23 protein-coding genes and 1 pseudogene are annotated in these 24,300 nt (G+C 42.1%); 20 read left to right on the top strand and 4 right to left on the bottom strand.

Features of this window, described 5'->3' with window-relative positions; translation table 11 throughout:
• Positions 1-162: 162 nt before the first annotated feature.
• The 6 genes and pseudogenes from L2747_RS18695 (at position 163) to L2747_RS18670 (ending at position 5,115) form a co-directional block, all read left to right on the top strand.
• Positions 163-946: pseudogene (locus tag L2747_RS18695) on the top strand (DUF3450 domain-containing protein).
• Positions 946-2,301, top strand: coding sequence for a MotA/TolQ/ExbB proton channel family protein (locus L2747_RS18690; protein ID WP_249000512.1), 1,356 nt, complete (start codon positions 946-948; stop codon positions 2,299-2,301). The pseudogene L2747_RS18695 and the gene L2747_RS18690 overlap by 1 nt, the downstream one beginning before the upstream one ends.
• On the top strand, positions 2,301-2,825 hold the full coding sequence (locus L2747_RS18685) for a MotA/TolQ/ExbB proton channel family protein (protein ID WP_220780762.1): 525 nt from the start codon (positions 2,301-2,303) through the stop codon (positions 2,823-2,825). Before L2747_RS18690 ends, L2747_RS18685 begins: the two co-directional genes overlap by 1 nt.
• Before the next feature lie 13 nt (positions 2,826-2,838).
• A complete protein-coding gene (locus tag L2747_RS18680) occupies positions 2,839-3,243 on the top strand; it encodes an ExbD/TolR family protein (RefSeq protein ID WP_220759443.1) in 405 nt (134 codons plus the stop codon).
• 1 nt (position 3,244) lies between these two features.
• Positions 3,245-3,865 carry an energy transducer TonB gene (locus L2747_RS18675; protein WP_249000511.1) on the top strand — a complete coding sequence of 207 codons (621 nt, stop codon included), beginning with the start codon at positions 3,245-3,247 and terminating at the stop codon, positions 3,863-3,865.
• Positions 3,866-3,867: 2 nt separating this feature from the next.
• Entirely contained in the window at positions 3,868-5,115 is a 1,248-nt protein-coding gene (locus L2747_RS18670) for a tetratricopeptide repeat protein (RefSeq protein WP_249000510.1), read from the top strand.
• Positions 5,116-5,213: 98 nt separating this feature from the next.
• Here L2747_RS18670 and L2747_RS18665 read toward each other — a convergent pair whose 3' ends face one another.
• Positions 5,214-5,720: a diguanylate cyclase domain-containing protein gene (locus L2747_RS18665; RefSeq protein WP_249000509.1), complete on the bottom strand. Its 507-nt coding sequence runs from the start codon at positions 5,718-5,720 to the stop codon at positions 5,214-5,216.
• Between the two features lie 75 nt (positions 5,721-5,795).
• Between L2747_RS18665 and L2747_RS18660 the strand changes: the two genes are divergently transcribed.
• The 6 genes from L2747_RS18660 to L2747_RS18635 all read left to right on the top strand — a co-directional run bounded on the left by L2747_RS18660 (position 5,796) and on the right by L2747_RS18635 (position 11,382).
• The gene (locus tag L2747_RS18660) at positions 5,796-7,628 is read left to right on the top strand and encodes a DUF885 domain-containing protein (protein WP_249000508.1); all 1,833 of its coding nucleotides are present in this window, start codon (positions 5,796-5,798) and stop codon (positions 7,626-7,628) included.
• Positions 7,629-7,738: 110 nt separating this feature from the next.
• Positions 7,739-8,017 carry a peptidylprolyl isomerase gene (locus L2747_RS18655; protein ID WP_220780756.1) on the top strand — a complete coding sequence of 93 codons (279 nt, stop codon included), beginning with the start codon at positions 7,739-7,741 and terminating at the stop codon, positions 8,015-8,017.
• A 30-nt stretch (positions 8,018-8,047) separates the two neighbouring features.
• Positions 8,048-8,581, top strand: coding sequence for a GNAT family N-acetyltransferase (locus tag L2747_RS18650; RefSeq protein WP_249000507.1), 534 nt, complete (start codon positions 8,048-8,050; stop codon positions 8,579-8,581).
• A 70-nt stretch (positions 8,582-8,651) separates the two neighbouring features.
• A complete protein-coding gene (locus tag L2747_RS18645) occupies positions 8,652-8,879 on the top strand; it encodes an RNA-binding S4 domain-containing protein (protein WP_249000506.1) in 228 nt (75 codons plus the stop codon).
• A gap of 22 nt (positions 8,880-8,901) precedes the next feature.
• Positions 8,902-9,288 carry a ribonuclease E inhibitor RraB gene (locus tag L2747_RS18640; protein WP_249000505.1) on the top strand — a complete coding sequence of 129 codons (387 nt, stop codon included), beginning with the start codon at positions 8,902-8,904 and terminating at the stop codon, positions 9,286-9,288.
• A 117-nt stretch (positions 9,289-9,405) separates the two neighbouring features.
• Complete coding sequence (locus L2747_RS18635; protein WP_249000504.1) at positions 9,406-11,382, top strand: nuclease-related domain-containing protein; 1,977 nt, start codon at positions 9,406-9,408, stop codon at positions 11,380-11,382.
• A 30-nt stretch (positions 11,383-11,412) separates the two neighbouring features.
• On the opposite strand, the gene gcvA is transcribed toward L2747_RS18635, so the two are convergent.
• On the bottom strand, positions 11,413-12,300 hold the full coding sequence (gcvA, locus tag L2747_RS18630; protein WP_249000503.1) for a transcriptional regulator GcvA: 888 nt from the start codon (positions 12,298-12,300) through the stop codon (positions 11,413-11,415).
• A 119-nt stretch (positions 12,301-12,419) separates the two neighbouring features.
• Between gcvA and L2747_RS18625 the strand changes: the two genes are divergently transcribed.
• Positions 12,420-13,199 (top strand): TSUP family transporter, encoded by a 780-nt coding sequence (locus L2747_RS18625; protein ID WP_249000502.1) that lies wholly within the window; start codon positions 12,420-12,422, stop codon positions 13,197-13,199.
• 119 nt (positions 13,200-13,318) lie between these two features.
• Positions 13,319-14,089: a class D beta-lactamase gene (gene blaOXA / locus L2747_RS18620; RefSeq protein ID WP_428848544.1), complete on the top strand. Its 771-nt coding sequence runs from the start codon at positions 13,319-13,321 to the stop codon at positions 14,087-14,089.
• Positions 14,090-14,173: 84 nt separating this feature from the next.
• Here blaOXA and L2747_RS18615 read toward each other — a convergent pair whose 3' ends face one another.
• Positions 14,174-15,127: a LysR family transcriptional regulator gene (locus L2747_RS18615; protein WP_249000501.1), complete on the bottom strand. Its 954-nt coding sequence runs from the start codon at positions 15,125-15,127 to the stop codon at positions 14,174-14,176.
• A gap of 190 nt (positions 15,128-15,317) precedes the next feature.
• Between L2747_RS18615 and L2747_RS18610 the strand changes: the two genes are divergently transcribed.
• Positions 15,318-16,130 carry an enoyl-CoA hydratase/isomerase family protein gene (locus tag L2747_RS18610; RefSeq protein ID WP_249000500.1) on the top strand — a complete coding sequence of 271 codons (813 nt, stop codon included), beginning with the start codon at positions 15,318-15,320 and terminating at the stop codon, positions 16,128-16,130.
• A 319-nt stretch (positions 16,131-16,449) separates the two neighbouring features.
• Positions 16,450-17,670: an alanine racemase gene (gene alr, locus L2747_RS18605; protein ID WP_249000499.1), complete on the top strand. Its 1,221-nt coding sequence runs from the start codon at positions 16,450-16,452 to the stop codon at positions 17,668-17,670.
• A 63-nt stretch (positions 17,671-17,733) separates the two neighbouring features.
• Here alr and L2747_RS18600 read toward each other — a convergent pair whose 3' ends face one another.
• Positions 17,734-18,246, bottom strand: coding sequence for a glycine cleavage system transcriptional repressor (locus L2747_RS18600; RefSeq protein ID WP_249000498.1), 513 nt, complete (start codon positions 18,244-18,246; stop codon positions 17,734-17,736).
• A gap of 285 nt (positions 18,247-18,531) precedes the next feature.
• On the opposite strand from L2747_RS18600, the gene L2747_RS18595 reads away from it, so the two are divergent.
• The 4 genes from L2747_RS18595 to phoU all read left to right on the top strand — a co-directional run bounded on the left by L2747_RS18595 (position 18,532) and on the right by phoU (position 24,108).
• A complete protein-coding gene (locus L2747_RS18595; RefSeq protein ID WP_249000497.1) occupies positions 18,532-20,787 on the top strand; it encodes an ABC transporter permease subunit in 2,256 nt (751 codons plus the stop codon).
• Between the two features lie 86 nt (positions 20,788-20,873).
• Positions 20,874-22,526, top strand: coding sequence for a phosphate ABC transporter permease PstA (pstA, locus tag L2747_RS18590; protein WP_249000496.1), 1,653 nt, complete (start codon positions 20,874-20,876; stop codon positions 22,524-22,526).
• Between the two features lie 31 nt (positions 22,527-22,557).
• Positions 22,558-23,376, top strand: coding sequence for a phosphate ABC transporter ATP-binding protein PstB (gene pstB, locus L2747_RS18585; RefSeq protein ID WP_249000495.1), 819 nt, complete (start codon positions 22,558-22,560; stop codon positions 23,374-23,376).
• A gap of 21 nt (positions 23,377-23,397) precedes the next feature.
• Positions 23,398-24,108 (top strand): phosphate signaling complex protein PhoU, encoded by a 711-nt coding sequence (gene phoU / locus L2747_RS18580; protein ID WP_249000494.1) that lies wholly within the window; start codon positions 23,398-23,400, stop codon positions 24,106-24,108.
• The last annotated feature ends 192 nt before the right edge of the window (positions 24,109-24,300 follow it).

Below are 24,300 nucleotides of genomic sequence, written 5' to 3'. Positions count from 1 at the left end.
AGCGGGTCTACATCCTCGAAGATGTAGAAAAGGGAAGATAATAATTAACAATCACAATAGAAAGACAGGCTTAGGCAATAGGGAACTAAAGCAAAATAAGCGCATGCACCCTGTTGTTGATAAGTTAAAGCTTTTTTAATCACTTCAAATTGGTTGGGAACTATGTCCAAGGTAAGCAATAAAACAAAAATCGCTACAGCGCTCATTGGCGCACTAGCCTTAGCAGGCAGCAACTTAGTGATTGCCGATCCTCTTTTCTGACGTTCAGAAAGCTGACAGTAAAATTCACGCTGAAGCAGCATCGTCTCAGAAGAAAGTTGATAAGTATTTTGACCAGGCTCAGGACATGTTGTTCGAGTACGGGTCAGTTGCTGATGAACGTGAATCACTAAAATCTTATAACGACTACGTAGCAGGCTTGGTTGCAGACCAAGAAGCTACAATGAAATCAATTCAAAATGACATCAACGGCGTTGATGCATTACGTCAAGGCGTAGTGCCATTGATGTTTAAAATGGTTGATGCACTAGAGCAGTTCGTTGCTCTTGACCTTCCATTTAACACTGAAACACGTGTTGAGCGTGTTGAAAACCTAAAGAACCTACTTAACAGTGCAGAAGTAACCCTTGCTGAAAAATACCGTCTAATCCTAGATGCATACTCAATCGAGCGTGAATACGGTAGTTTTGTTGCTGTTAAGACTGGTCAGCTAGAACTTAATGGTAAAGAAGTTCTTGTAGACTTCTTCAACTTAGGTCGTGTTGCTCTTTACGCACAAAGCTTAGACGGTAAGTCTGCTTGGATGTATAACGATGAGACTAAAGGCTGGGATCCGCTAGACGATAGCTACCTACGCGAACTAACTAAAGGTATCCGTATTGCTCGTAAACAGGGCGCACCGGATCTATTCTCGTTACCAATCCCTGCTGCGGAGGCTGCACAATAATGAAGAAGTTTATCACTACAGCAATCGTTGCTGCGACCCTGTCATTATCGGCCGGTATTGCTAGCGCTGCAGATGCACCTAAAACAATTGACCAACTACTTAACCAAGTAAAAGTCGATCGTGCTAATGCATCTAAGACTAACGCAAAGCGTGAGCAAGAATTTAAAAATGAGCGTGGCGATAAAGCTGCACTTCTAAAGCGTGAGAAAAATGCTTTAGCAGCAGAACGTCAACGCGGTAAAGATCTAAACCAAGCGTTTTTGGATAACGAGCGTAAAATCGGTCAGTTAGAAGAAGACTTAAAAACAGCTCAAGGTGACTTGGGTGAAATGTTTGGTGTTGTTAAAGGTGATGCGGGTGATTTCGCTGGTAAGCTAGCGGCGTCTAACATCTCTGCACAGTATCCAGGTCGCGATGTATTTATTGCTGACCTTGGTGCACGTAAGCAACTTCCAAAAATTGACGAACTAGAGCGTTTCTGGGAAGAGCAGCTGTTTGAAATGGCTGAGTCTGGAAAAGTTGTTAAGTTTGACGGTTCAGTTACTGGTATCGATGGCAATGTAACTAACACGACAATTACTCGTGTAGGTCCATTCAACCTTGTTGCAGATGGTCGCTATGTTGTTTACAGCCCAGAGCTTGGTCTTATTAAAGAGCTATCTCAGCAACCTGATGGTTACCAAACTAAGCCAATTGCAGCGTTTGAATCAGCTACTACTGGTGCCGCTAAGCTTTATATTGACCCAGTTAAAGGTGTGCTACTAAACATCTTCACGCAGAAAGCGACTATCGAAGAGCGTATTGAAGCTGGTGGTACTATTGGTTACATCATTATGGCATTACTAGCACTGGGTGCACTTATCTCTATCGAGCGTCTAATCACTCTAGGTGTTGTAGGTGCTAAAGTTAAGGCACAGCGTAAGAACCTTGATAACCCAGGTAACAACGCATTAGGTCGTGTACTTAAAGCTTACCAAGACAATAAAGATGTTGATGTTGAAACACTTGAGCTAAAACTTGATGAAGCAATTCTGAAAGAAACTCCAGCTCTTGAGTCTCGTATCTCTATCATTAAGGTTCTTGCAGCTATCGCACCTATGATGGGTCTACTAGGTACTGTAACCGGTATGATTGCAACGTTCCAAAGCATCCAGTTGTTCGGTACAGGTGATCCTAAGCTAATGGCTGGTGGTATCTCAATGGCACTTATGACTACGGTTCAAGGTCTAGTTGCTGCTCTACCATTAATGCTTATGCACGCTGTTGTTATTGCACGTAGTAAATCAATCGTACAAGTACTTGAAGAACAAAGTGCTGGTATCGTCGCTGCGCACGCTGAGAAGAGGAAAGCCTAATGTTATTCCTGATGGATATCTGGGATTCCGTCAGGGGCTTCATGGCCGCCGGGGGAGACATCCTCTGGTTAGTGGCTGGTGTATTGTTTGTTATGTGGGTATTGATGCTTGAACGCTACTGGTATCTAAATTGGGTATCACCAAAACAGCACAAAGCAATCATTAGCGCATGGGAAGCACGAGAGGATTCAACCTCTTGGTATGCACACCGCATCCGTGAAGCTTGGGTATCCCAAGCGAAGCAAGATTTAACAGCACGTATGCTGATTATCAAAACCTTAGTAGCAATCTGTCCTATGATTGGTCTACTAGGTACCGTAACTGGTATGATTTCAGTATTCGATGTGATGGCAGTTCATGGGACGAGTAATGCTCGTATGATGGCAGCTGGTATTTCAATGGCGACCATGCCGACAATGGCGGGAATGGTTGCAGCATTATCAGGCGTATTCTTTAGTACACGTCTAGATGCAAAAATGAAAATCAGTTTAGCAAAGCTAAAAGACAGCATGCCTCACCACTAGAGAGAGATTGAACATGGCACGTAGAAAGCATTCAAGCGTAGAAGAAGAAGCTGAGATTGATATGACCCCGATGCTCGACATCGTGTTCATCATGCTTATCTTCTTTATTGTAACAACATCGTTTGTAAAGCCATCAGGCCTTGACTATAACAAGCCTGAAGCATCACAAGCGACTAAGAAGCCTTCAGCTAACATCTTTATTGGTGTGAGCAAGACGGGTGTCATCATGATGGAAAACCGTCAAGTTGATATCGAACGTGTAACTGCAAACGTAGAACGTATGCTTGCAGAAGCACCAGAGGCTGCAGTATTAATTCAAGCAGACCAAGAAGCTAGACACGGTTTAGTGGTTAAGGTTCTTGATAACGTTAAAGCTGCGGGTATCGATAAGATATCTGTATCGGCGGGGAACGAATAATATGCTGAGAGGAATAGTATCACTGATAATTGGTGCTGCTGTGACTTTTGCTTTGTTTGTCTTCATGGCTTTCTTGGTAGGTGGCGGTCCAACCCGCCACGATTCCTCGACAGAAACACCTGTCATTGAAATCACCATGAACAAAGATGATGCATCAGCGCAGAAAAAGCCAAGGGTTAAGCCTAAACCGCCTACACCCCCAGAGCAACCGCCAAAACCGGATACTACGCCACCAGATAGTTCATCTGACATTGATACAAATATGTCATTTAACATGGGTGGAGTTGAAGCTGGTGGTGCAAACACTGGATTTAAACTAGGCAATATGATGACGCGAGACGGTGATGCTACACCTATCGTACGAATCGAGCCTCAGTATCCAATTGCAGCAGCACGTGATGGTAAAGAAGGTTGGGTACAACTAAGCTTTACGATTAACGAGCTAGGTGGTGTTGAAGACGTTAAGGTTATTAAAGCTGAACCTAAGCGTTTATTTAATAAAGAAGCACGTCGTGCGCTTAAAAAGTGGAAGTACAAGCCAAAGATTGTTGACGGCAAAGCCCTTAAACAACCAGGTATGACTGTACAACTAGATTTCACTCTAGACAAAGGAGGCAGATAATTATGACTAAACTTAACTCTATTGCTGCCGCTTTATTACTTTGTTTAGGTGGAAGTGTTGCCATTGCTCCAGCAGCTTATGCTGAAGAAAAATGTCCAATTGAAAAGCGTAAGTCCAAAGCTGTTGGCCAAAGTGCAGCTAAAAAAGTACAAAAGTCTTTTGAAGCTTACACTGAAGGCAATGTAGATGAAGCAATTGCGATTCTTCTAGAAGCCAACGCTAAAAACGATTTCGATAAAGCTTATATTGACCGTATGTTAGGTAACTTTTATGCGGAAAAAGGACAGATGGGTACAGCGACTAAGTACCTTAAGTCTGCAGTAGAAGCGGATATCTTAGGCGGTGTTGACCACGCACAAACTCTAAGACTCTATGCTGATCTTCTTATTGGAGATAAAAAGTTTAAAGAGTCTATCCCAATGTATTACAAGTGGATGGAGTTTACCTGTAAAGAAGATCCGCAAGTATACCGTCGTATCGGTATTGCGTACTCTGAGCAGAAGCAGTGGGATAAGGTTCTAGAAGCTGCAGATAAAGGTTTATCTTTATCTAAAGAGCCAGACAAAGGCTTGTACCAAATGAAGCTAACGGCTTACTTCAATCAAAAGAAGTATAAAGAAGCCGTAAAAGTACTTGAAGTAATGGTGCCATTATTCCAAGACGATAAGCGACTTTGGGTTCAGCTTGCTCAGTTTTATCTGATGACTGAAGACTTCACTAAGTCACTAGCTACATATGACTTAGCTTATAAAAATGGATTCTTGGAAACAGCGGGTAACATTACGCGTCTGTCCCAACTGCTTGCTCAAAATGGTTCGCCATATAATGCATCGCAGATCTATGCAAAGCACATGAAGTCAGGGTTAATTAAGGAAGATGAAAAAACCTTAACGACTCTAGCGGGTTTTTACCATAATGCTAAGCAGTTGAAAGATGCTGCTAAAACATATGGTAAAGCTGCTGCTATCAACAACTCAGGCAAACTATACCTAAGACAGGGTCGTATTTTGGCGCTTGATGGTGAGCATCAATCTGCCATTGTCGCACTTAAGAAGGCACTGGATGCAGGTGTTAAGAGTCCTGGTGAAGCACAGTTTGAGCTTGCGCTAGCATACTTAAATCAGAAGCAGTATAAGTCAGCATATAAGTATGCAAAACTTGCTACTAATGATAAGAAGACAGCTCGTTCAGCTAAAAGCTATATTGCTTACATTAAAGAAAAGGCACGTGTACATAACGTTACTCTTTAATATAAGTGAAAGTTTAAAAGCCCCTAGCTAGGGGCTTTTTTATTGCTGGAAAATACTAATTTTATACAAAAAAACTAAGCAGTTGATTTTTTATTCTATTAGAATTTTATCAAATTAGGTGTCATTGGCTGGCGTATTTTCATCTGTTGAGTATGTTTCTCAACTGTTTCAAAAAGGTTTTCTAAATAGAGCTCTTTACTTGGCAAGCATGAACAACCGCCAAGTTCATAATCGATTGGATTATGCTTCTGTGATACAAGGTTCTGATTAAATTCATTAATCTTTGTTTCTAGTCGCTTTAGTACAACCCTAGCTCCAGTGCTATCAACATCAAATATTCCCAAGGCAAAGGCTTGGCTATCAAGTCTTGCCAGTAGATCAGTTGTTCTTAACAGCGCTTGTTGTACTTGCTTCATGAATAATTCTAACAATTGAGGTTGATAAATAGTTTCATGAATGTGTGGGCATAGATACAATAATGCCAAGCCTTGCTGATCTCGGATATGGCGGTGCCACTCACGATTAAACACCTCCATAAAATAGGTTTGGTTATAAACACCTGTTTCAGGATCTCTAAAACCTGAGTTGCTGAATGAATATATCATTAAAGGCTCCTTGTGCTGCTCAGGTTTAATGTATATCGGTATAAGTATAGAACAATAAATAAAAGGAATAACAGAATGAGGAAGGCGGTACTAGCGCTATCAATTGGCGCAATAATAGGTCTTACAGCTTGTGGAGACAACGAGACTCAACAGGCAGCACAGAAAGTTCAAGCCAGCGAAACTTCGCAAACACAAGTAGGACAAAAACTGTCGGCTGAAGAAACATACTTAGCACTGGTTGATAACTACTTTAATGATAAGTTAAAGCTAGAGCCTATCTATGCCACTTATGTTGGGGTTAATGATTATAACGACCAGTTTGGCGATGGATTATCAGATGCTTATCTTAAGCAACGTCACGATCTCAATACTCGCTACTTAAAAGAAGTTAAGAATATAAACAGGGACCAGCTACCTGATGCTTTAAAGCTGAGTTATGACATGTTCACCTATGATCGTAATGTTGCTTTAGCGGACGAAACGTTCCCAAATCACTTTATGCCGATGAACCAGTTTTATAGCACAGTGATCAGCATGGTGCAGCTTGGCAGCGGTGAAAGCGCACAACCTTTTAAAACAGTTGATGATTATCGTAACTGGGAAAAGCGTCTACAGGGCTTCATTGAGTGGCTTAAGCTTGCACAAGTGCGTATGGACGAAGGTATCGAGAGCAAAGTGGTACTGCCACGAGTACTCGTTGAGCGGATCATTCCTCAGCTTAGTGCGCAGTTAGTTGATAACGTAAGTGATAGCTTATTTTATACGCCGATAACGCTGATGCCCGATTCATTTTCAGAAGCTGATAAGCAAGCACTAACTCAAGAGTATAGCCAGTTAATTGGTGAACAGTTACTGCCTGAGTTGACAGGGCTGCGTGATTATTTTCAAAACACCTACCTTAAGTCGTCTCGTGCAACAGACGGTTGGTGGGGGCTACCTAACGGTAAAGTTTGGTATCAGCATTTAGCTAATACCCATACCACCACGACAATGCCAGTAGATGAGATCCATAAAGTGGGGCTTGAGGAAGTGGCACGCATTTTATCAGAGATGGATAAAGTACGTGTTCAAGTCGGTTTTGAAGGTGACTTAACTGCATTTTTCGCGTCACTATCATCCGAACCACAGTATTTCTTTACTGAACGCCAAGGGTTAGTTGATGGCTATATGGAGCTTAAAGATAAGATTAATATAGAGCTACCGAAATACTTTAACGTTATGCCAAAAGCGGATTACGTAGTTAAACCTGTAGAGAGTTTTCGAGAAAAGTCAGCCGCAGGCGCTTCGTATCAATCTCCAGCGGTTGATGGCTCACGTCCAGGTGTATTTTACATCAATACCTACAACCTAAAAGCGCAACCAAAGTGGGGAATGACTACCTTATCTTTGCATGAAGCAGCGCCAGGGCACCACTTCCAGATTGCGATTAAGCAAGAGCTTACTGGTGTACCAGAGTTTCAGCGTTTTGGGGGGTATACTGCGTTTGAAGAAGGTTGGGCGTTATACGCGGAATACTTAGGTATTGAAATGGGACTGTTTGAAGACCCTTATCAGTATTTCGGTAAATTGTCTGACGAAATGCTGCGAGCGATGCGTTTAGTGGTTGATACAGGCCTGCATGCTAAAGGGTGGACTCGTGAGCAAGCCATTCAGTATATGAAAGATAACTCGCCAATGGCTGAGTCTGACATTATTGCTGAAGTAGAGCGCTATATGGCAATTCCTGGCCAAGCATTAAGTTATAAAGTGGGACAATTACAGATTTTAGCTCTTCGCGCAAAAGCTGAAAAAGAGCTGGGTGATAAGTTTGATCTAAAAGCGTACCACGACCAAATTTTGACTTCAGGTTCATTGCCAATGGAAGTGATGGAGTTAAAAGTGAACGATTGGATTGCAAAGCAAAAGTAACTTAATCAATCAGTAATAACCCTGCTGGGATGTACTGTGAAATTTGGTATATACTGGCAGGGTTTTATTTTGCCTAACAGGCAATAACAATTATTTTATGGGAGTAAACCATGGTACAAGCAACAGCAAGACACCTACTAGTTGATTCAGAAGCACAGTGTCTAGAACTTAAGCAACAGATCCTTGATGGTGCTGATTTTGGTGATGTAGCGAAAGCTAACTCTTCTTGCCCATCTTCAGCCCAAGGCGGTGATTTAGGCTCATTTGGCCCAGGTATGATGGTTAAAGAGTTTGACGAAGTCGTTTTCAGTGCGCCCCTTAACGAAGTTCAAGGTCCTGTTAAAACACAATTTGGTTACCACCTGTTAGAAGTAACAAGCAGAGGTTAACCTGTTTTTATTTCTATGTAAGGAATAAACATGCTCGAACTGTATACCGATAGACTTAGGTTAAGAACGGTTATTTCAAGTGATTGGAATAGCTTTTTATATATGCACTCAGATGAACAACTCAATGAGTTTGTACGTAAACCTCAACCCGAATCCGATATACGACAGAAGTTCGAGCGTGCGTTAGAACATCGTGAATTTGTTGAAGGCGAGTGGTTACTCACTATTATTGAGGATGCCCATACGCAAGATTTTGTTGGCTTTATTGGTCTGCAAAATAGCGACGTCGAAATGGGACAAATGCAGGTAGGATATATGCTTCATCCCGATGCCCAAGGTCAAGGCTTTGCCTGTGAAAGTTTACAGGCCATTGTCGATTGGGCTTGCTTATCCTATACACCGCATAAGTTTATAGCCTATTGTATTGAGCAAAATATTGCGTCAGCAAAAGTGCTGGAAAAGTGTGGCTTTGTGCGCGAAGGCTTGTTACGTGAAAACTGCAAAATAGGCGACCAATGGTTTGATGATTGTCTTTATGGACTATTGGCTGCTCAAAGGTGTTAGAAAGCATGCACTCGCATGATTAATTGAGTGCTATAATGCCGTCAGATTTAGTTATTTAAGGCGAAATACAGTGAGTGCAGATACTCCAACACTGACATTAAAGTCAGGTGAAGAATACATCGAGTTATACAAAGTATTGAAAGTTCAAGGAATGATGAGTGCCGGTGGCGAAGCCAAGCACGTTATTTCTGAAGGACAAGTTACCGTAAATGGTGAAGTTGAAACCCGCAAACGCAAGAAAGTGGTTGCTGGTGAAGTGGTTAGTTTTAACGGCGAAAGCGTTAAAATTATTGCTTAGTAAGTGACAAAAGAGGATTAACATGCAATTTCCAGATGATGACAATGGCAAAATGCTTGAAGCCATGGCTGATGCAGGTATTGATCTGTCTAAAGCACTTGATGTCGATTTTTTCTTAGTATTTGAAGATCAGCGTGACGCAGAGTCAGCCCTTGAAGAGCTAGGCAAATCAGATCTAGAAGGTGAAATTGAACTACTTCTTAATGACGAGTCAGGTAAATGGGAGCTGATTGTTTGTTTAAACATGGTGCCAGACTATGACGCTATCGTTGAGCAAGAAATTAGTCTACATGAGTTTGCACAAGAGTTTGGCGGCGTGACTGACGGTTGGGGCGTAATGCAACACCAAGAAGGCGATGATGATTTCGCTGACGACGCACACGAGTGTGGCGACGATTGTAAGCACTAAATCAATCGCTTGACCCATTTTGTAATAAGCCACTTATATTAGTGGCTTTTTTGTGCCCAAAAGTTAAGAATACGGAGAGTCCAATATAAGTATTAATTGCCACCGAAGGAGAAAAGAATGGCAAGAATGATTAGTTTTGGGACGCCGGTTAACGATGCTGAACGTTGGGCATTTTCCTTGTTAGCCGATGAATTACCAGAAGATTATATCCTACTTACCAACGTTGAAATCCCGACAAAGTCTGGCCAAGCCATGGAAGTCGATGCATTAGTGATAGGAGAGTGGGGCGTATATGTTGTCGATGTTAAAGGTTACATTGGTAGGTTAGATGCAGGCCTACACGCCTGGTCCTTGGATGGAAGGGAAGTTGATAACAGTTTAGCCAAAGCCAACTATGTTGCCCGAGTGCTTGCAGGTAACGTCAAACACAAAATTCCGGTAGGCGTATATGCACCTTGGTGCCAAGGAATGGTGTTTGTTACTGGTCGTAAAGGTGAAGAAATTGAGCTGGAAAAACAGCAAGGCTCACTTAGTATCTATACGCCTAAACAAATTGTTGAAGCCCTTACCAAAGAATGGGGTCTTACTGCGCCTAAGAAGCACCAAGTTACCGATACTCAAAAAGAGTTGGTACTAGAAACGATTGGCCAAGTAGCTATCGTTGAAAAGCGCAATAATCAAATTCAAGACTTTACTAAGCTGCGCTGCCTGTTTATTCAAAGTGGGCTTGAGGTTTGGCAAGCTGAGTATAACCCTGGCGAATGGACTGCACCTTGGCTTTTAAAAGTGCTTATACCGACTCAGTTTGCCGATAGCGATCAGTCTGAAACCCATGAGATCCAATTAAGAAGTGAGTTTCAACGTTTACAATCTTTATCTGGATGTTGTGGTGTCCCTTATTGTGCACCGCTTATTCAAGATGGTGAGCAACTCGTATTGCCAATTCGTATGCCACGAGGTGTGCCGCTTAATGTGCTAGATTCTAAGCAGATGACCACTTACCAATTGCTTGAAATATTACGCCGAAGCGTTACTGGTTTGCAGCAAATTCATCGCCGTGGCTTTACCGTTGGTGGCTGGACAAGTAATTGTATCTTTGTGTCAGATATGGGCGATGTTGAGTTTATCGACATTAAAGACAACGTTAGTCGCAGCGAAGATATTAAGGCTTATGCCGAGGGATTTTTAGCCATTGCAGAGCAAACTAACCAACCGCGGGTTTATCAGTGGTACCGAGAAGCCGTCGCTGGAACGACAACAGATCTAGATGCATTACGTAGCGATTTATCAGCATTGATTGACCATGGTGTATGTGACGCTGTGCCTGAAAAGATTGAAATCGCTGCTGGGGCAATTATCGATCATCACTTTAAACTCGAGCAGTTTATCGCCGCTAAAGAAACTAGCCAGTTTTGGAGAGCCACTCATTTACAAGGGCAGTATCAGTGCGGTGTGTCTATTTACAGCAAAGTTGAAGCTAATTGGCCAATGCTTAGCAGTATTTATCGAACTTTGGCTAAGGTTTATCATCCTCATATTGAAAAGGTCTTGGCTTTTGGTCAGTTGCCCCAAAGCGAAAACTTGTTTATTGCACGGGCATGGGAATATGGTGAGTCGATTGATGAAGTGAAGGATATTCGTCTTGGTCAACCGTTAATGTGGTTCACTCAGTTGCTTACAGGCCTGCAGTACATGCACCAAATGGATATTTACCATGGTGCTATTTGCCCTAAAAATATCATCTGTAATCCGAATAAGGCTATTTTAGTCAACTTTGGTATTGGATTGGATATTGCTGCGAGTCATTATGCTTGCCAGTACGCTGATCCAACGCTGTGGGAAGTAGAAGGTGATGCTGAAAGGGACCTATATGGCCTAGTTGCCAGCTTTATTGATGCTATGGCACCAGAGAGTCTGAAAGGAGACTTATGCAAAGCTGGGATCATTAATGCTCTTGAGGCGTTTGATAGAGAGTGGTTTGGCGAAAAACTGTATGATGTATGCCACAAAGTTCTTAACTTTGATCTAAGTGTTCATGCAGGTATGAATTACTTAGAGATGTTTGATTTAGCTGATAATGATCTCGTGTCTTAACATTATAATTATCAAAAAAAATCAACATCTTCACTGTCTATAAGGGCTAAATAACTCGAGCAGCCAGTCTATAAAAGATTGTACTTTTAAAGGAAGGTTGCTCGATTTTGGTGTTAATAAGTAATAGCGATAAGGGCTGGTGAAATCAGCTTTAAATGGGAGCACCAGTTTGCCATTTTTAAGCTCATCTTCAATAAAAAAACGTGGGATTAACGCAACTCCCATGCCACTGACAGCAGCTTGGCTGAGCATATAAAAATGCTCCACGCCAAACTTTTTCTCTGTGGTTAGTTCAAGGCCAACGCTTTTAGCCCACAGTTGCCATAAACCTGGCCTAGTTGTGTGCTGCAATAATGTCATTTGATTTATGTCATTAAGGCTGTTGAGGTTAGGAGCTAACTCCGGTGAGCAAACTAGACATAAATCCTCATCCATTAACGTTAATACGTTGGCAGCTTTAGGTACTGTAGTGGCGCTACGAATTGCGATGTCGTAATTGACTTTGTTAAAATCCACCTCAAAATCACCAATGGAAAGGTCGACATAAAGGTGAGGGTAGCGCGACTTAAACTCTTCCATTCGCGGAATAAGCCAGCTTATCGTAAGGCTAGGTAATACATTAATCGCTAATGTTTGTGTTCTAAGCGGTTGGGTGATTAAGTCACTAGTAGCATTATTAATAGTTTGTAGCGCAGCCTGGGCATGCACGAAATAGCGCTCGCCTTCGTCGGTAAGCTTTAGGCTGCGATGTTGCCTGATAAACAAGGCGATACCAACAAAATCTTCTAATTGTTTAACTTGTTTACTTATTGCCCCATGAGTGACAAATAGCTCCTTTCCTGCAAGCGTAAAACTCATTAATCGAGCCGCAGCTTCAAATGCTCTTAGTGCATTTAAAGGGGGGAGGTGTGAGTACATTAGTTCGCCCTTATTTTTATTTGTGTGAGATAAACTCACCTAAGCCAAACAATAACTCCTTTGAGTTTTTACTGCAAACGACGTTTAATAGCGCCATTAAAATTAATTATTAGTACATCATGACTTTAGACCTTACTTTCGAGATTATTGCACTGTTGTTTTTTGTTGCCATGTTAGCGGGTTTTATCGACGCTATTGCTGGTGGGGGCGGGCTGTTAACGATACCTGCACTTATGTGGGCAGGGTTGCCACCAACGGTAGCGTTAGCAACCAATAAGCTACAAGCTTGTGGTGGTAGTTTCTTTGCCAGTTTCTATTTTGTGCGTAAGGGCATGGTAAAACTAAGTGATATGAAGCTCAGTATAGGGTGTGCATTTATAGGCGCCGCACTCGGGACAATTGCAGTGCAGATGATTGATACCGCTTTTTTAGAAGTCTTTTTGCCTTTTTTAATGTTAGGTATTGGTGGTTACTTTTTATTTTCCAAGAGCATCAGCGAAAACGATAAACAACAAGTATTCGCGCCAACAACTTTTGCATTTACTGCCGCTTTAGCTGTTGGATTTTATGATGGTTTCTTTGGTCCCGGTACCGGTAGTTTCTTTGCGTTAGCCTTTGTATCCCTAGCTGGTTATGGTTTAGCTAAGGCCACCGCACATGCAAAAATCTTAAATTTCTCCACCAATATCGCCTCGCTCATTTTCTTTGCAATAGGTGGAAAGGTCTTTTGGATGCTCGGTGGTGTGATGTTAATTGGGCAAGCTATAGGTGCTACGTTAGGCTCTCGATTAGTGCTCACTAAAGGCACTAAAATTATTAAGCCTTTAGTGGTGGTTATGTCGATTGCTATGAGTGTTAAGCTGTTATCGAGTCAGTACGATCTATTTGCTTGGCTATAAATGATACTAAGATAGTTATCATTGAAGAGATTATCGTGAAAGGGGCAACATTGTTTACACAGAACACAACAATAAGATCACTGCTAAGCCAATCACAGTGGCGAGTCATTCTAGTATTGATGTGTTTTACGCTGCACTCTTCTATCGTTGTGGCTAAACCTATTGAGCGCACGGATTGGCAAGATTACTTTGATCAATATGACGCTAAAGGCACAATCATAGTGGTCGATCAGCGAGCGGAAAAAGAGCAATATTGGCTTTATAACGCAGATAGGGCTGAGCAACGTTTCTCGCCTGCATCTACCTACAAAGTTCCCCATAGTTTGTTTGCATTGGATGCAAATATAGTGACTGATGAGTTACAGGTTTTTAAGTGGGATGGCATTGAGCGTAGTTTTGCACCGCATAATCAAGACCAAACACTGCGCTCTGCCATGCAATATTCGGCACTGTGGGTATTTGATATTTTTGCTAAGCAGTTAGGTGAAGCTAAGGCGCAGCAGTATTTAACTAAAATTAACTACGGCAATGCCGATCCGAGCATAGCAAGTAACGGCAGTTATTGGGTTGATGGTAAGTTAGCTATTTCGGCCACAGAGCAGGTTAAGTTTCTGCAAGCCTTATATCAAAACCAACTTCCTTTTAAGCAAGCAGATCAATTACTGGTTAAAGACTTGATGATAAATGAAACTGGTAAAGATTGGATTTTGCATGCAAAAACAGGTTGGCAAGGCCGCTATGGCTGGTGGGTCGGTTGGGTTGAATGGCCTACGGGGCCAGTTTTCTTTGCTTTAAATATCGATACGCCAAATCGTTTTCAAGATCTTTATAAGCGCCAAGCGATCACGCGTGCAGTGTTAAGCTCGATTCAGGCTTTACCCGCCAGTTAAATCTTAGGCATTAGCTTATTGGTGGGCTCATTATTGTTGAAGATCAAACAGTGGAACAACACCAATCACTCCGTCTTTAATTGTCTATTTAGCCTTTTTATTACCGTACATATTATCAAAACCGGGAATTCGCAGTTCCCAAGTTGGGATGCCTGTGCCGACAATTGATTTTAGTGTATCGATAAATAAGCGGGTTTTTATTGGTGCATCTCTATGGGGATAGACTGCGTATATTGTACCAAAATCCTCTAATTGCAGATGGGTCATTATGGGGATTAATTGACCAGAGATAATCTCATCGCCAATCATTTGTGCGGTAACGACTGCTAGCATATTTCCTGCAATCGCAGTTTGAGTTAGCATTTCTAAATCGTTGACTTTATAAGCGGCATTGAGCTTGAATTGCTTTTGCTGCTTGTTGTCAATATAAGTAAATTTATCAAGTAATAACCCGGGCGCAGCAAACACTGCAGCGGGTAAGTTTTCAAGTTGCTCTAAAGTTGTGATTGTTCCATGACGCTCAATAAAGGCTGGAGAGGCGACAATTAATAACCGGTTACGGGCAATTTTTTGACTAATTAAATTCGATGTCTTTGGCTTACCGACTCTAAAACCAATATCGAACCGCTCACCAATCATATCGATTAATCTATCTTCTAGGCGCAATTCTACTTCGGCTTCTGAATGTTGCTGCTGAAACAACAAGGCGGCTTGCTGCACATATTGCCTGCCAAATAGACTTGAACTTGTGATCCGCAATAAACCTTTTGGTTGCGAATGATAGTTTTGTGCAATGAGATAACTATTGTTTAGCAGTGTTCGCAGGCTTTTGGCTTGATTTAACATCTCATCGCCAGCAGCTGTTAACGCCAGTGAACGGGTGGTGCGGTTGAGTAGCCTAACACCGAGCTCCTCTTCTAAGCGGCTAATTTGCTTTGAAATAACAGATCTATCTAAATTCCGCTGCTCAGCAACCTTAGTAAAAGAACCGAGTTCAACGACTTCTAATAGCAATAATAATCGACTTGAAATGTCCATAAGCACCTATAAACTTCAATTGGTGCAAAAATAGCATCAATGATGTGCTTATATTAGTATTTTTAATCATCAATAACAATTCTATAGTCACTCCATACCAAGAACAAAAGGATTAATTGCAGCAAAGGTCTTCTACACTTAATCATCTTTTGTCTTTCTGAATACAATTATGAATTGAATGAGGTTACACATGAAAACACTATCTATTAGCACTGAAAATTACATTGCAACAGTTACGATTAACAACCCTCCGGTAAATGTATTAACTATTGATCTTATCAATGAAATTAATGCTTATGTTCTTTCACTAAAAGACAATCGTGACGTTAAAGTCGTAGTGTTTAAGTCATTGCATGAGCAATTCTTTTTAGCGCATTTAGATTTGAATGTCATTAATGGCACACAAGGCGGTCAAGCTGCATCAATTGAGTTTAATCACATGATTGCTAACATCAAGGCAATGAAGCAGTTATCGGTTGCAGTTGTTGATGGCGTAGCACGCGGCGGCGGTAATGAGTTTGTGATGGCATGTGACTTAGCGTATGGCACGGAAAACTCTGCTTTTGCTCAGCCTGAGGTGCACGTCAATATTCCAACCGGTGGTCAAGGTGCGGTGCAGTTTGCTAGACGTCTAGGTAAAGGTAAAGCATTACAGGCATTGCTGTTGGGCAATGATTTTACAGCTCAGCAAGCAGAAGCGCTCAATATCATCACTCAGTTTGTACCAAGTGCAGAGATAGAGGCATTTTTAACACAAATACTAGCCGTTATTTCTGGTCTGGAAGTGCGTGATATTGTGATGTATAAAGAGATTATTCATCGCTCAATTATCGATGAAGAAGCAGGTGCTGAACTCGAACTACGTTATTTCTTAGAGCGTGCAAAAGAGCAAAAAACGCAGGCTATCATTAGTGCTTTCTTAAAGCATGGCGGCCAAACAGAACGAGAAGCAAAAGATATTCAAGGTATTTTTGTTGATACCGCAGCAGAGCTCAGTAAGTGAAACCTTTTATGTTGCAAGGCATATAAATATAAGACTTGTCAAAATAGCCAGTTGTCATTGATAACTGGCTAACAGCGCTACTCTTTCCGCGATTTTTCTAATTAGTCACTTAGAATTCACTCGATAATAATGTCACCTAACATGCTGACAAGTAAGGCTTGTTAGCCGTAATTGTGTAAATAGTTTATCGCTTAACAATGTTGTTTATTCAGATAATGTGACTTAGATTGCATAGTGATTTTTATAAAGTATGGATAAAGCCGCGAGTGTGCTAAAAAACGGCGTAATTATAATTTATAAACCTACTAATCAAACACTTATGAATACCAAATACACCATTATTGCTATGTTAATTGCATCCTCGTGTTCTTTTTCTACAATGGCAGCTCCCTTTTTAGCTGCCGATGGCGCAGCGTCAGTAAATATGACTCAAACTGCTAATAGCTGGCTTGAAATTAATCTCACCCAATTTGACACCAATATTAAAGAGCTAAAAAATCACATTAAATCGAATGTGAAAGTGTGTGCAATCATGAAAGCCGATGCCTACGGCAATGGCATTGCTGGATTAATGCCAACAATATTAGCTAATAACATTCCTTGTATTGGCGTTACTAGTAATGAAGAAATTAGAATCGTTCGTGATGCTGGCTTTAGAGGTGAATTGATGCGAGTGCGCTCAGCGTCAATTGCGGAGATCCGTGAATCACTTCAATATGGTGTTGAAGAGTTTGTCGGTGATGTTAATCAAGCACAGCTTTTGTCTGCAATGGCCGCTGAACTTGGGAACCCTTTGAAGGTACATTTAGTGCTCAATAGCGGTGGTATGGGAAGAAATGGTGTTGATGTAAGCACTGATGCGGGGCTTGATGAAGCATTGACTATTGCAGCTACAAGCAATCTTGAAGTCGTTGGCATCATGACGCATTTCCCCAACTATAACCGTGATGAAGTGTTAGCTAAGTCAAAATCATTTTACGATAGTGCGTTACAGGTCATTGAAAAATCGGGGCTTGAGCGTAATGAAATCACGATTCATGCAGGCAACTCTTATGTTGCTTTAAATGTACCAGAAGCGCATTTTGACATGGTGCGTCCAGGTGGTGTGCTTTTTGGTGACCAACCTACTAATCCAGAGTTTCCGCCTATTTTTACTTTCAAAACCCGTATCGCAGCACTGATGGATTTACCAAAAGGTGCAACAGTCGGTTATGACTCTACTGTGACGCTTAAACGTGATTCAATTCTTGCAAACTTACCCGTGGGATATAGTGATTCATTTCCACGTAAAATGGGCAATACAGCCGATGTGTTGGTTAATGGTCAGCGTGCTAAAGTCACCGGTGTCATTTCAATGAATACAGCAATGATTGATGTTACTGACTTGGCTGGTGTTAAGGAAGGAGATGAAGTGGTTCTGTTTGGTTATCAAGGGCAGGAAAGTATTTTAGCGCCGGAGTTTGAAAAGAACGCAGAGGTTATTTTTCCTGAAATCTATACCCAATGGGGACAAACTAACCCGAGGCTTTACGTAAAGTAGCTGCTAAGCGGCTGGATTGCTGTGTAGCAAAGCCTAGCTAAGTCGCTAGGCTTATGATTTTATTTAAGCGGCACCATCTTGTGACAAGTTATCAAGAACAACATCATCACCCATATCGTGTAAAGCTTGGGTTAGCCGTTCTTCATCGTTAAGATCTCGCATACTGACGTTAAAGTCGGCTCTAAACAGTGCAATACCGGTGTGACTGGCGCTTTCATAGCGGGTACTCATATGCTCAATATTAATCCCAAGAGCACTGATTTTGTTAGATATCTCATGTACTAAGCCGGGCCTGTCATAGGCTACGAGTGAGTAGCTGACATGCTTATTTTTAGGTAAAGGCTTACTCGTTTTAGAGTAAGTAAGGGAAACCCCCTCTAGAAGCTCCAGAGTTTCAATCAGCTCATCCCACTGACCTGATGGTACCTCTAGAAGCAAAATTGCAGCAAAAATTCCATCAATATGGCGCAGTTCAGAGTCTAACCAATGACCGCCATGACGGCTGACTGAATGGGCTATTTGTTCTACTAAGCCTTCACGGTCTTTTGCTTGCAGGGTAACTAGATATCTTAACATTTAATATTACTCCATTATTTATCGCATCAATCCGTATATTCTTGTAAAAATTTAAATAGATAGCTCAATTTTTCTGAGCATTTTATTTGGTGATCTTATTGAATGTTGATCAGGTTTTAGTTCACGGCTGTAACACTAGTGTCATTTTTGCGTCATATAATGCACCACATTAAAATATGCGTATGTAGATTTTGATTTTAAACGCGACATATCCCTAGTGTTAGCATAGTCGTTAATACAATCCCAGTTAAAGTTTGACTGGCTTTAGAATAATCGAGGTTCTTAATGGAAACTCAGGTAACTCAACCTGGACCTGCTGCGAAAAACCTGTTGATAAACAACGGTAGTTCACGCAGAGCAATCAAGGATAAAGCAGCCCAAATTGGTGTCACCGTAGGTGGTACCATGGTATTTGTGGCGCTGCTATTGATCTTCTTTTATCTACTTTATGTGGTAAAGCCAATCTTCGATAGTGCTGAAGTCGCTCCAGTCGTTAGTGCTGAGTTTCATGATAGCCAGCCAGCATTAATGGTGGGTAGTGATGAGCAAAATGAAATCATGTATCGAGTATCGCAACTTGGTAAAGTTGATTTTTATGATACGCATACATCACAACTATTAAGAAGTGAGCAAATTAATACACCAGCAGGGACTCATGTAGTAAGTAGCTCTGCGGCTATGCCTAGCGAGCAACGTTTTGCTCTTGGCTTAAATAATGGTCAGGTAATTATTGCAGGGGTGGAGTTTGGGGTGACTTACCCAAATGACAAGCGACTGATCACACCTAGAATTCGTTTTGCTAATGGTAATGAAGCCTTAACGGTCGATCCGTTAGGTAGAGCATTAGACAGGCTGGTATTTGATTACAGCAGCGACAAAATGAGTTTTGTTTATCAAACCGATGACAAGATTTGGCATCTTTCTCGCCAAGAGGGTGAGGAAAACATGATGACCGAAGAAGTGGAGTGGGTGGCATATAACAGCATCATTCCTGACTCACCGGTTAATGTGCAGCAACAGCTAATGACGCCTGATCAACGCCAGTTGATCTTAAGCTCAGACAATAAACTATTCATTTACGACATTCGCGATGCGGAAGCGGTTCAGCTAAGTCAAGTTTTATCGCTGGCTCGTGCTAACGCCAAAGTCACCAACGTCACTCTATTGGCAGGAGCGAGTTCATTACTTGTGAGCTATGACACTGGGCTGGTACAGCAATACTTCCAAGTAAATGGTGAGCAAGGCCGTCAATATCAAGAGATCCGCAGCTTTGAAGTTGAAGGTGATATCGCCAGTGTAGCCTCAGAGTTTTATCGCAAAAGCTTTGTCACTATTACTGAAACGGGTAAATTAAGCCTGTTATATACCACTAGTGAAAGAGAGTTGTTTTCAGAAAACTTTCAGCTAAATAACCCAGGAACCCTAGGATTTAGCCCTCGCTCAAATGCTTTGGTTGTTGAGGCTGATGGCAAACTCAATCTCTTTAGCGTATCAAACACTCACCCAGAGGTTTCTTGGAGTGCGATGTGGGAAAAGGTATGGTACGAAGGCTACCCAGAGCCTAAATATGTATGGCAGTCAACCTCGGGCTCAGATGACTTTGAAGCTAAACTAAGCTTAATGCCATTGGCGTTTGGTACCATGAAAGCCGCACTTTACGCCATGCTGTTTGCGACACCTTTAGCTATTGCTGGTGCGGTGTATACCGCTTACTTCATGTCACCTAAAGTGCGCGCAATCGTTAAACCAACCATTGAAATCATGGAAGCACTGCCAACGGTGATTTTAGGTTTCTTAGCGGGTCTTTGGTTAGCGCCGTTAATTGAAGACAACTTGCCCGGCATATTAACCTTGTTAGTTTTACTGCCCATATCGATATTAAGCACCGCATTTGCTTGGCATAAACTGCCAGCGACGTGGAAGCTGCGTCTACCTGAAACGTATCAAGAACTAATGTTACTGCCAGTGATTATCTTTATCGGTTGGTTCTCATTTGCTATTAGCCCAACACTAGAGTTAGCCCTGTTTGATGGTGATACACGTATGTTTATCACTAACGAGCTAGGTATTACGTTCGACCAACGTAACGCTTTAGTGGTCGGTATTGCGATGGGCTTTGCGGTTATTCCTACTATTTTCTCTATTGCCGAAGATGCCGTATTTTCAGTGCCACGTCATTTATCAAACGGTAGTTTGGCACTCGGTGCAACGACTTGGCAGACTTTGACTCGGGTAGTGTTGCTAACGGCCAGCCCAGGTATTTTCTCGGCGGTGATGATGGGACTTGGCCGTGCTGTCGGTGAGACCATGATTGTACTTATGGCTACGGGTAATACGGCGATAATGGAGTGGAGTGTGTTTGAAGGTATGCGTACGCTCGCTGCGAATATTGCGGTTGAAATGCCAGAATCTGCCATTGGCAGCTCGCATTACCGAGTGCTGTTCTTAGCGGCCTTTGTATTGTTTATCTTTACTTTCTTCTTCAACACGATTGCGGAAGTGGTGAGACAGCGTTTGCGTGAACGTTATAGCTCACTTTAACCCCATTGTTATGGATGATAAGAAAATGATGTTGAATAAAATTTCACTAAATACAATTTCGGCAAATGCCTTAAGAGGTTTAGCTAATGGGTAAGTGGTTTAAATCGGGGTCACCTTGGATTTGGATGACCAGCGGCGCAGTTAGCGTCTGTTTGATTGCAGTTCTGGGTTTGTTGCTGCTGATAGCGTGGCGTGGTCTCAGTTACTTTTGGCCTGCTGATATTTATCAGTGGGAGATGAAAAGTCAGCAAGGCGAGCGTTATACCTTGATTGGTGAAGTTTACGATAAAGAAGAAGTGCCTACAGAGCGTTTAATAGCTGCTGGACATAAGTTTGAATCTGAAGTGGGTGAGAACATTACTCGTTATTTGGTTAAAACGGGTAACCGTGAGTTTGTCGGCTTAGATTTCCGCTGGATTTTAGCGACAGATATTATTTCACGCTCTAAGCCCAACGATATTGCCGTGATTGAACGCAGTAAGAATGGCGATTTTTATGGCTACCCTGTAGCGATCATAGAAGATGGTAAGCGTTCAACCTCGCAAAATATCGAGGCGGATTTTGAATCTCATATTGATCGCGCTGTAGAGCTTAATGATCAAGCGCTTGACCTGCAAAAAGGCGTAATAGGCTCAATTAACTACGAGTTAGAGAACTTACGTTTGAAGTCGCGTCGTTACGAACTAGACAACGCGCTAACAGACACTCGAAAAGCCGAGATTGATGCGGCACGTGCCAAACTTAATGCTGAATACCAAGTTGTAGAGAAAGAGTTCTTCGCACTAAAAACGGCAGCGGGCAGAGACGCAGTTGTTATCCGTGATATGCGCGGTGAAGAAGTGACTTTAAAGCTAGACAGTATTTTAGATGTGACTTACGCCAACCGTTTAGGTGTGATGGGAAAAATCGGCCATTGGTTTATTGGTGTTGGTAAATTTGTAAGCGACGACCCACGTGAGGCCAACACTGAAGGCGGTGTATTCCCGGCAATTTTTGGTACCGTATTTATGGTCATGCTGATGGCTGTGATTGTCACGCCGTTTGGGGTTATCGCTGCTATTTACTTACATGAATACGCTAAGAAAGGCCCTGTGACTAAGATGATCCGTATTGCGGTGATTAACTTAGCCGGTGTACCTTCAATTGTTTACGGTGTATTTGGTTTAGGTTTCTTTGTTTATATGTTTGGTGGCACGTTGGATCAGTTGTTCTACCCTGAGGCTTTACCTGCTCCAACCTTTGGATCGCCAGGTGTGATTTGGTCCGCCTTAACTTTGGCGATTTTAACTCTGCCTGTGGTGATTGTATCAACAGAAGAGGGATTAAGCCGCATTCCAAGCTCTGTGCGCCAAGGTAGCTTAGCGCTTGGTGCAACCAAAGCAGAAACCCTATGGCGAATTATTATTCCAATGGCAAGTCCTGCGATTATGACTGGCTTAATTTTAGCGGTTGCTCGTGCGGCGGGTGAGGTTGCACCATTGATGTTAGTGGGTGTGGTAAAGCTTGCGCCAACACTACCGATTGATATGAATTTCCCATTTGTGCATCTAGAGCGAAAGTTCATGCACTTAGGTTTCCACATCTACGATGTTGGTTTCCAAAGCCCTAACGTCGAAGCAGCGCGTCCTTTGGTATACGCTACTTCATTCCTTTTGGTCTCGGTAATTGTGGCGCTTAACTTAACTGCCATTGGTGTACGAAACCACTTACGCGAAAAATATCGTTCGCTTGAGCATTAATTGACGATTATCCTAAGCAGTAGGACAGAACATGATTTCAATAGATCAATCGGTAATGAAGACTGATATGCTAGACCTAGAAAACTTAACTCAAGAACAAACAGCCTTAGAGATCCGTAACTTAGATCTTAAATATGGCGATAAGCAGGCACTTTTTGATGTGTCGATGAAGATCCCTAAGAAAAAAGTCACGGCTTTCATCGGCCCAAGTGGTTGTGGTAAGTCCACACTACTTCGCTGTATTAACCGCATGAACGACTTAGTCGATAACTGCCATATTGGTGGTGAGATCATGCTGCATGGGCAAAATATTTACGATAAGAAAGTTGATGTAGCAGCGCTGCGCCGTAATGTAGGCATGGTATTCCAGCGTCCAAACCCATTCCCTAAATCGATTTACGAGAACGTGGTTTATGGTCTTCGCTTACAAGGGGTAAATAACCGTCGTGATCTCGATGATGCCGCTGAGCGTTCACTGCGCGGCGCAGCGATTTGGGATGAAGTAAAAGACAGATTACATGATAACGCTTTTGGCTTATCGGGTGGTCAGCAGCAACGTTTGGTGATTGCTCGCGCCATTGCTATCGAGCCAGAAGTATTGCTGCTTGATGAACCAACATCTGCGCTGGATCCTATCTCAACACTGACGATTGAAGAGTTGATTACCGACCTTAAATCGAAATATACGGTTGTTATCGTAACGCATAACATGCAACAAGCGGCACGTGTGTCTGATCAAACTGCATTTATGTATATGGGTGAATTGATTGAATATGCAGACACTAACACCATTTTTACCACGCCGAAAAAGAAAAAGACCGAAGACTACATTACCGGTCGTTACGGTTAATTGAGATAGGATATTAATGCAATGGAAAACATGAATTTAAATAAACATATCTCAGGTCAGTTTAATGCTGAACTAGACGATATTCGTAACCGTGTTTTAGCTATGGGTGGCCTGGTTGAACGCCAACTTGAACAATCGTTAGATGCGTTAGGTGCTTTAGATGCTGAACTTGCACAAAAGGTTATTGATGGCGATCATAAAGTTAATGGTATGGAAGTCGCCATTGACGAGGAATGCACCCGTATTATCGCTAAGCGCCAGCCCGCAGCCAGTGATTTACGCTTAGTGTTGGCCATTTCAAAGACCATTACCGATCTAGAACGTATTGGCGATGCCTGCGTAAAAATTGCTAAAGCTGCTATGGATAAGCGTTCTAAGAATCAGCAACCGCTACTGGTGAGCATTGAAAATATGGGACGTCATGCGACCCGTACATTGCACTCAACCCTCGATGCATTAGCGCGTATGGATGCTGATGTCGCTTTTGAGTTGCATAAAGAAGACACTAAACTCGATAAAGAATACGAAGGTATTATTCGTCAATTGATGACTTATATGATGGCCGATCCTCGTTCAATTCCTGAAGTGCTGGACGTATTATGGGCGGCTCGCGCAGTAGAGCGTGTCGGAGATCGCTGTCAGAATATTTGTGAGTACATCATTTACTATGTGAAAGGTAAAGATGTACGCCATATCTCATATGAAGAGATGGAAAAAGACCTTAAATTTTAAAGTTTATAAGCAGTTGTTTTCTGTGCTCGCGCGATTGTTAATAAAACGCAATGCGATTAACCTCACAGTTTTGGGTAATTGTTGACTTTAGCGATACAAAAAAGCAGCGATAAGCTGCTTTTTTTGTTTTTGAGCTATAGACGAAATCCTTAGTACGATAAATAATGTATAGTGTAAGTGAATTTTGTGTTG

It is taken from the genome of Shewanella marinintestina, from assembly GCF_023283845.1.
In the GTDB taxonomy this organism is placed as follows: domain Bacteria; phylum Pseudomonadota; class Gammaproteobacteria; order Enterobacterales; family Shewanellaceae; genus Shewanella; species Shewanella marinintestina.
This window is presented reverse-complemented; position numbering and strand designations above follow the sequence as displayed.

Bases quoted from the DNA above. Each gene is read 5' to 3' on its own strand.
- blaOXA (WP_428848544.1), top strand. From the start codon at position 13,319: ATGTGTTTTACGCTGCACTCTTCTATCGTTGTGGCTAAACCTATTGAG.
- L2747_RS18690 (WP_249000512.1), top strand. From the start codon at position 946: ATGAAGAAGTTTATCACTACAGCAATCGTTGCTGCGACCCTGTCATTA.
- L2747_RS18670 (WP_249000510.1), top strand. From the start codon at position 3,868: ATGACTAAACTTAACTCTATTGCTGCCGCTTTATTACTTTGTTTAGGT.
- alr (WP_249000499.1), top strand. From the start codon at position 16,450: ATGAATACCAAATACACCATTATTGCTATGTTAATTGCATCCTCGTGT.
- pstA (WP_249000496.1), top strand. From the start codon at position 20,874: ATGGGTAAGTGGTTTAAATCGGGGTCACCTTGGATTTGGATGACCAGC.
- L2747_RS18600 (WP_249000498.1), bottom strand. From the start codon at position 18,246: ATGTTAAGATATCTAGTTACCCTGCAAGCAAAAGACCGTGAAGGCTTA.
- L2747_RS18680 (WP_220759443.1), top strand. From the start codon at position 2,839: ATGGCACGTAGAAAGCATTCAAGCGTAGAAGAAGAAGCTGAGATTGAT.
- L2747_RS18595 (WP_249000497.1), top strand. From the start codon at position 18,532: ATGGAAACTCAGGTAACTCAACCTGGACCTGCTGCGAAAAACCTGTTG.
- L2747_RS18660 (WP_249000508.1), top strand. From the start codon at position 5,796: ATGAGGAAGGCGGTACTAGCGCTATCAATTGGCGCAATAATAGGTCTT.
- L2747_RS18675 (WP_249000511.1), top strand. From the start codon at position 3,245: ATGCTGAGAGGAATAGTATCACTGATAATTGGTGCTGCTGTGACTTTT.
- L2747_RS18635 (WP_249000504.1), top strand. From the start codon at position 9,406: ATGGCAAGAATGATTAGTTTTGGGACGCCGGTTAACGATGCTGAACGT.
- L2747_RS18640 (WP_249000505.1), top strand. From the start codon at position 8,902: ATGCAATTTCCAGATGATGACAATGGCAAAATGCTTGAAGCCATGGCT.
- L2747_RS18625 (WP_249000502.1), top strand. From the start codon at position 12,420: ATGACTTTAGACCTTACTTTCGAGATTATTGCACTGTTGTTTTTTGTT.
- pstB (WP_249000495.1), top strand. From the start codon at position 22,558: ATGATTTCAATAGATCAATCGGTAATGAAGACTGATATGCTAGACCTA.
- L2747_RS18665 (WP_249000509.1), bottom strand. From the start codon at position 5,720: ATGATATATTCATTCAGCAACTCAGGTTTTAGAGATCCTGAAACAGGT.
- gcvA (WP_249000503.1), bottom strand. From the start codon at position 12,300: ATGTACTCACACCTCCCCCCTTTAAATGCACTAAGAGCATTTGAAGCT.
- L2747_RS18650 (WP_249000507.1), top strand. From the start codon at position 8,048: ATGCTCGAACTGTATACCGATAGACTTAGGTTAAGAACGGTTATTTCA.
- L2747_RS18615 (WP_249000501.1), bottom strand. From the start codon at position 15,127: ATGGACATTTCAAGTCGATTATTATTGCTATTAGAAGTCGTTGAACTC.
- L2747_RS18655 (WP_220780756.1), top strand. From the start codon at position 7,739: ATGGTACAAGCAACAGCAAGACACCTACTAGTTGATTCAGAAGCACAG.
- L2747_RS18685 (WP_220780762.1), top strand. From the start codon at position 2,301: ATGTTATTCCTGATGGATATCTGGGATTCCGTCAGGGGCTTCATGGCC.
- phoU (WP_249000494.1), top strand. From the start codon at position 23,398: ATGGAAAACATGAATTTAAATAAACATATCTCAGGTCAGTTTAATGCT.
- L2747_RS18610 (WP_249000500.1), top strand. From the start codon at position 15,318: ATGAAAACACTATCTATTAGCACTGAAAATTACATTGCAACAGTTACG.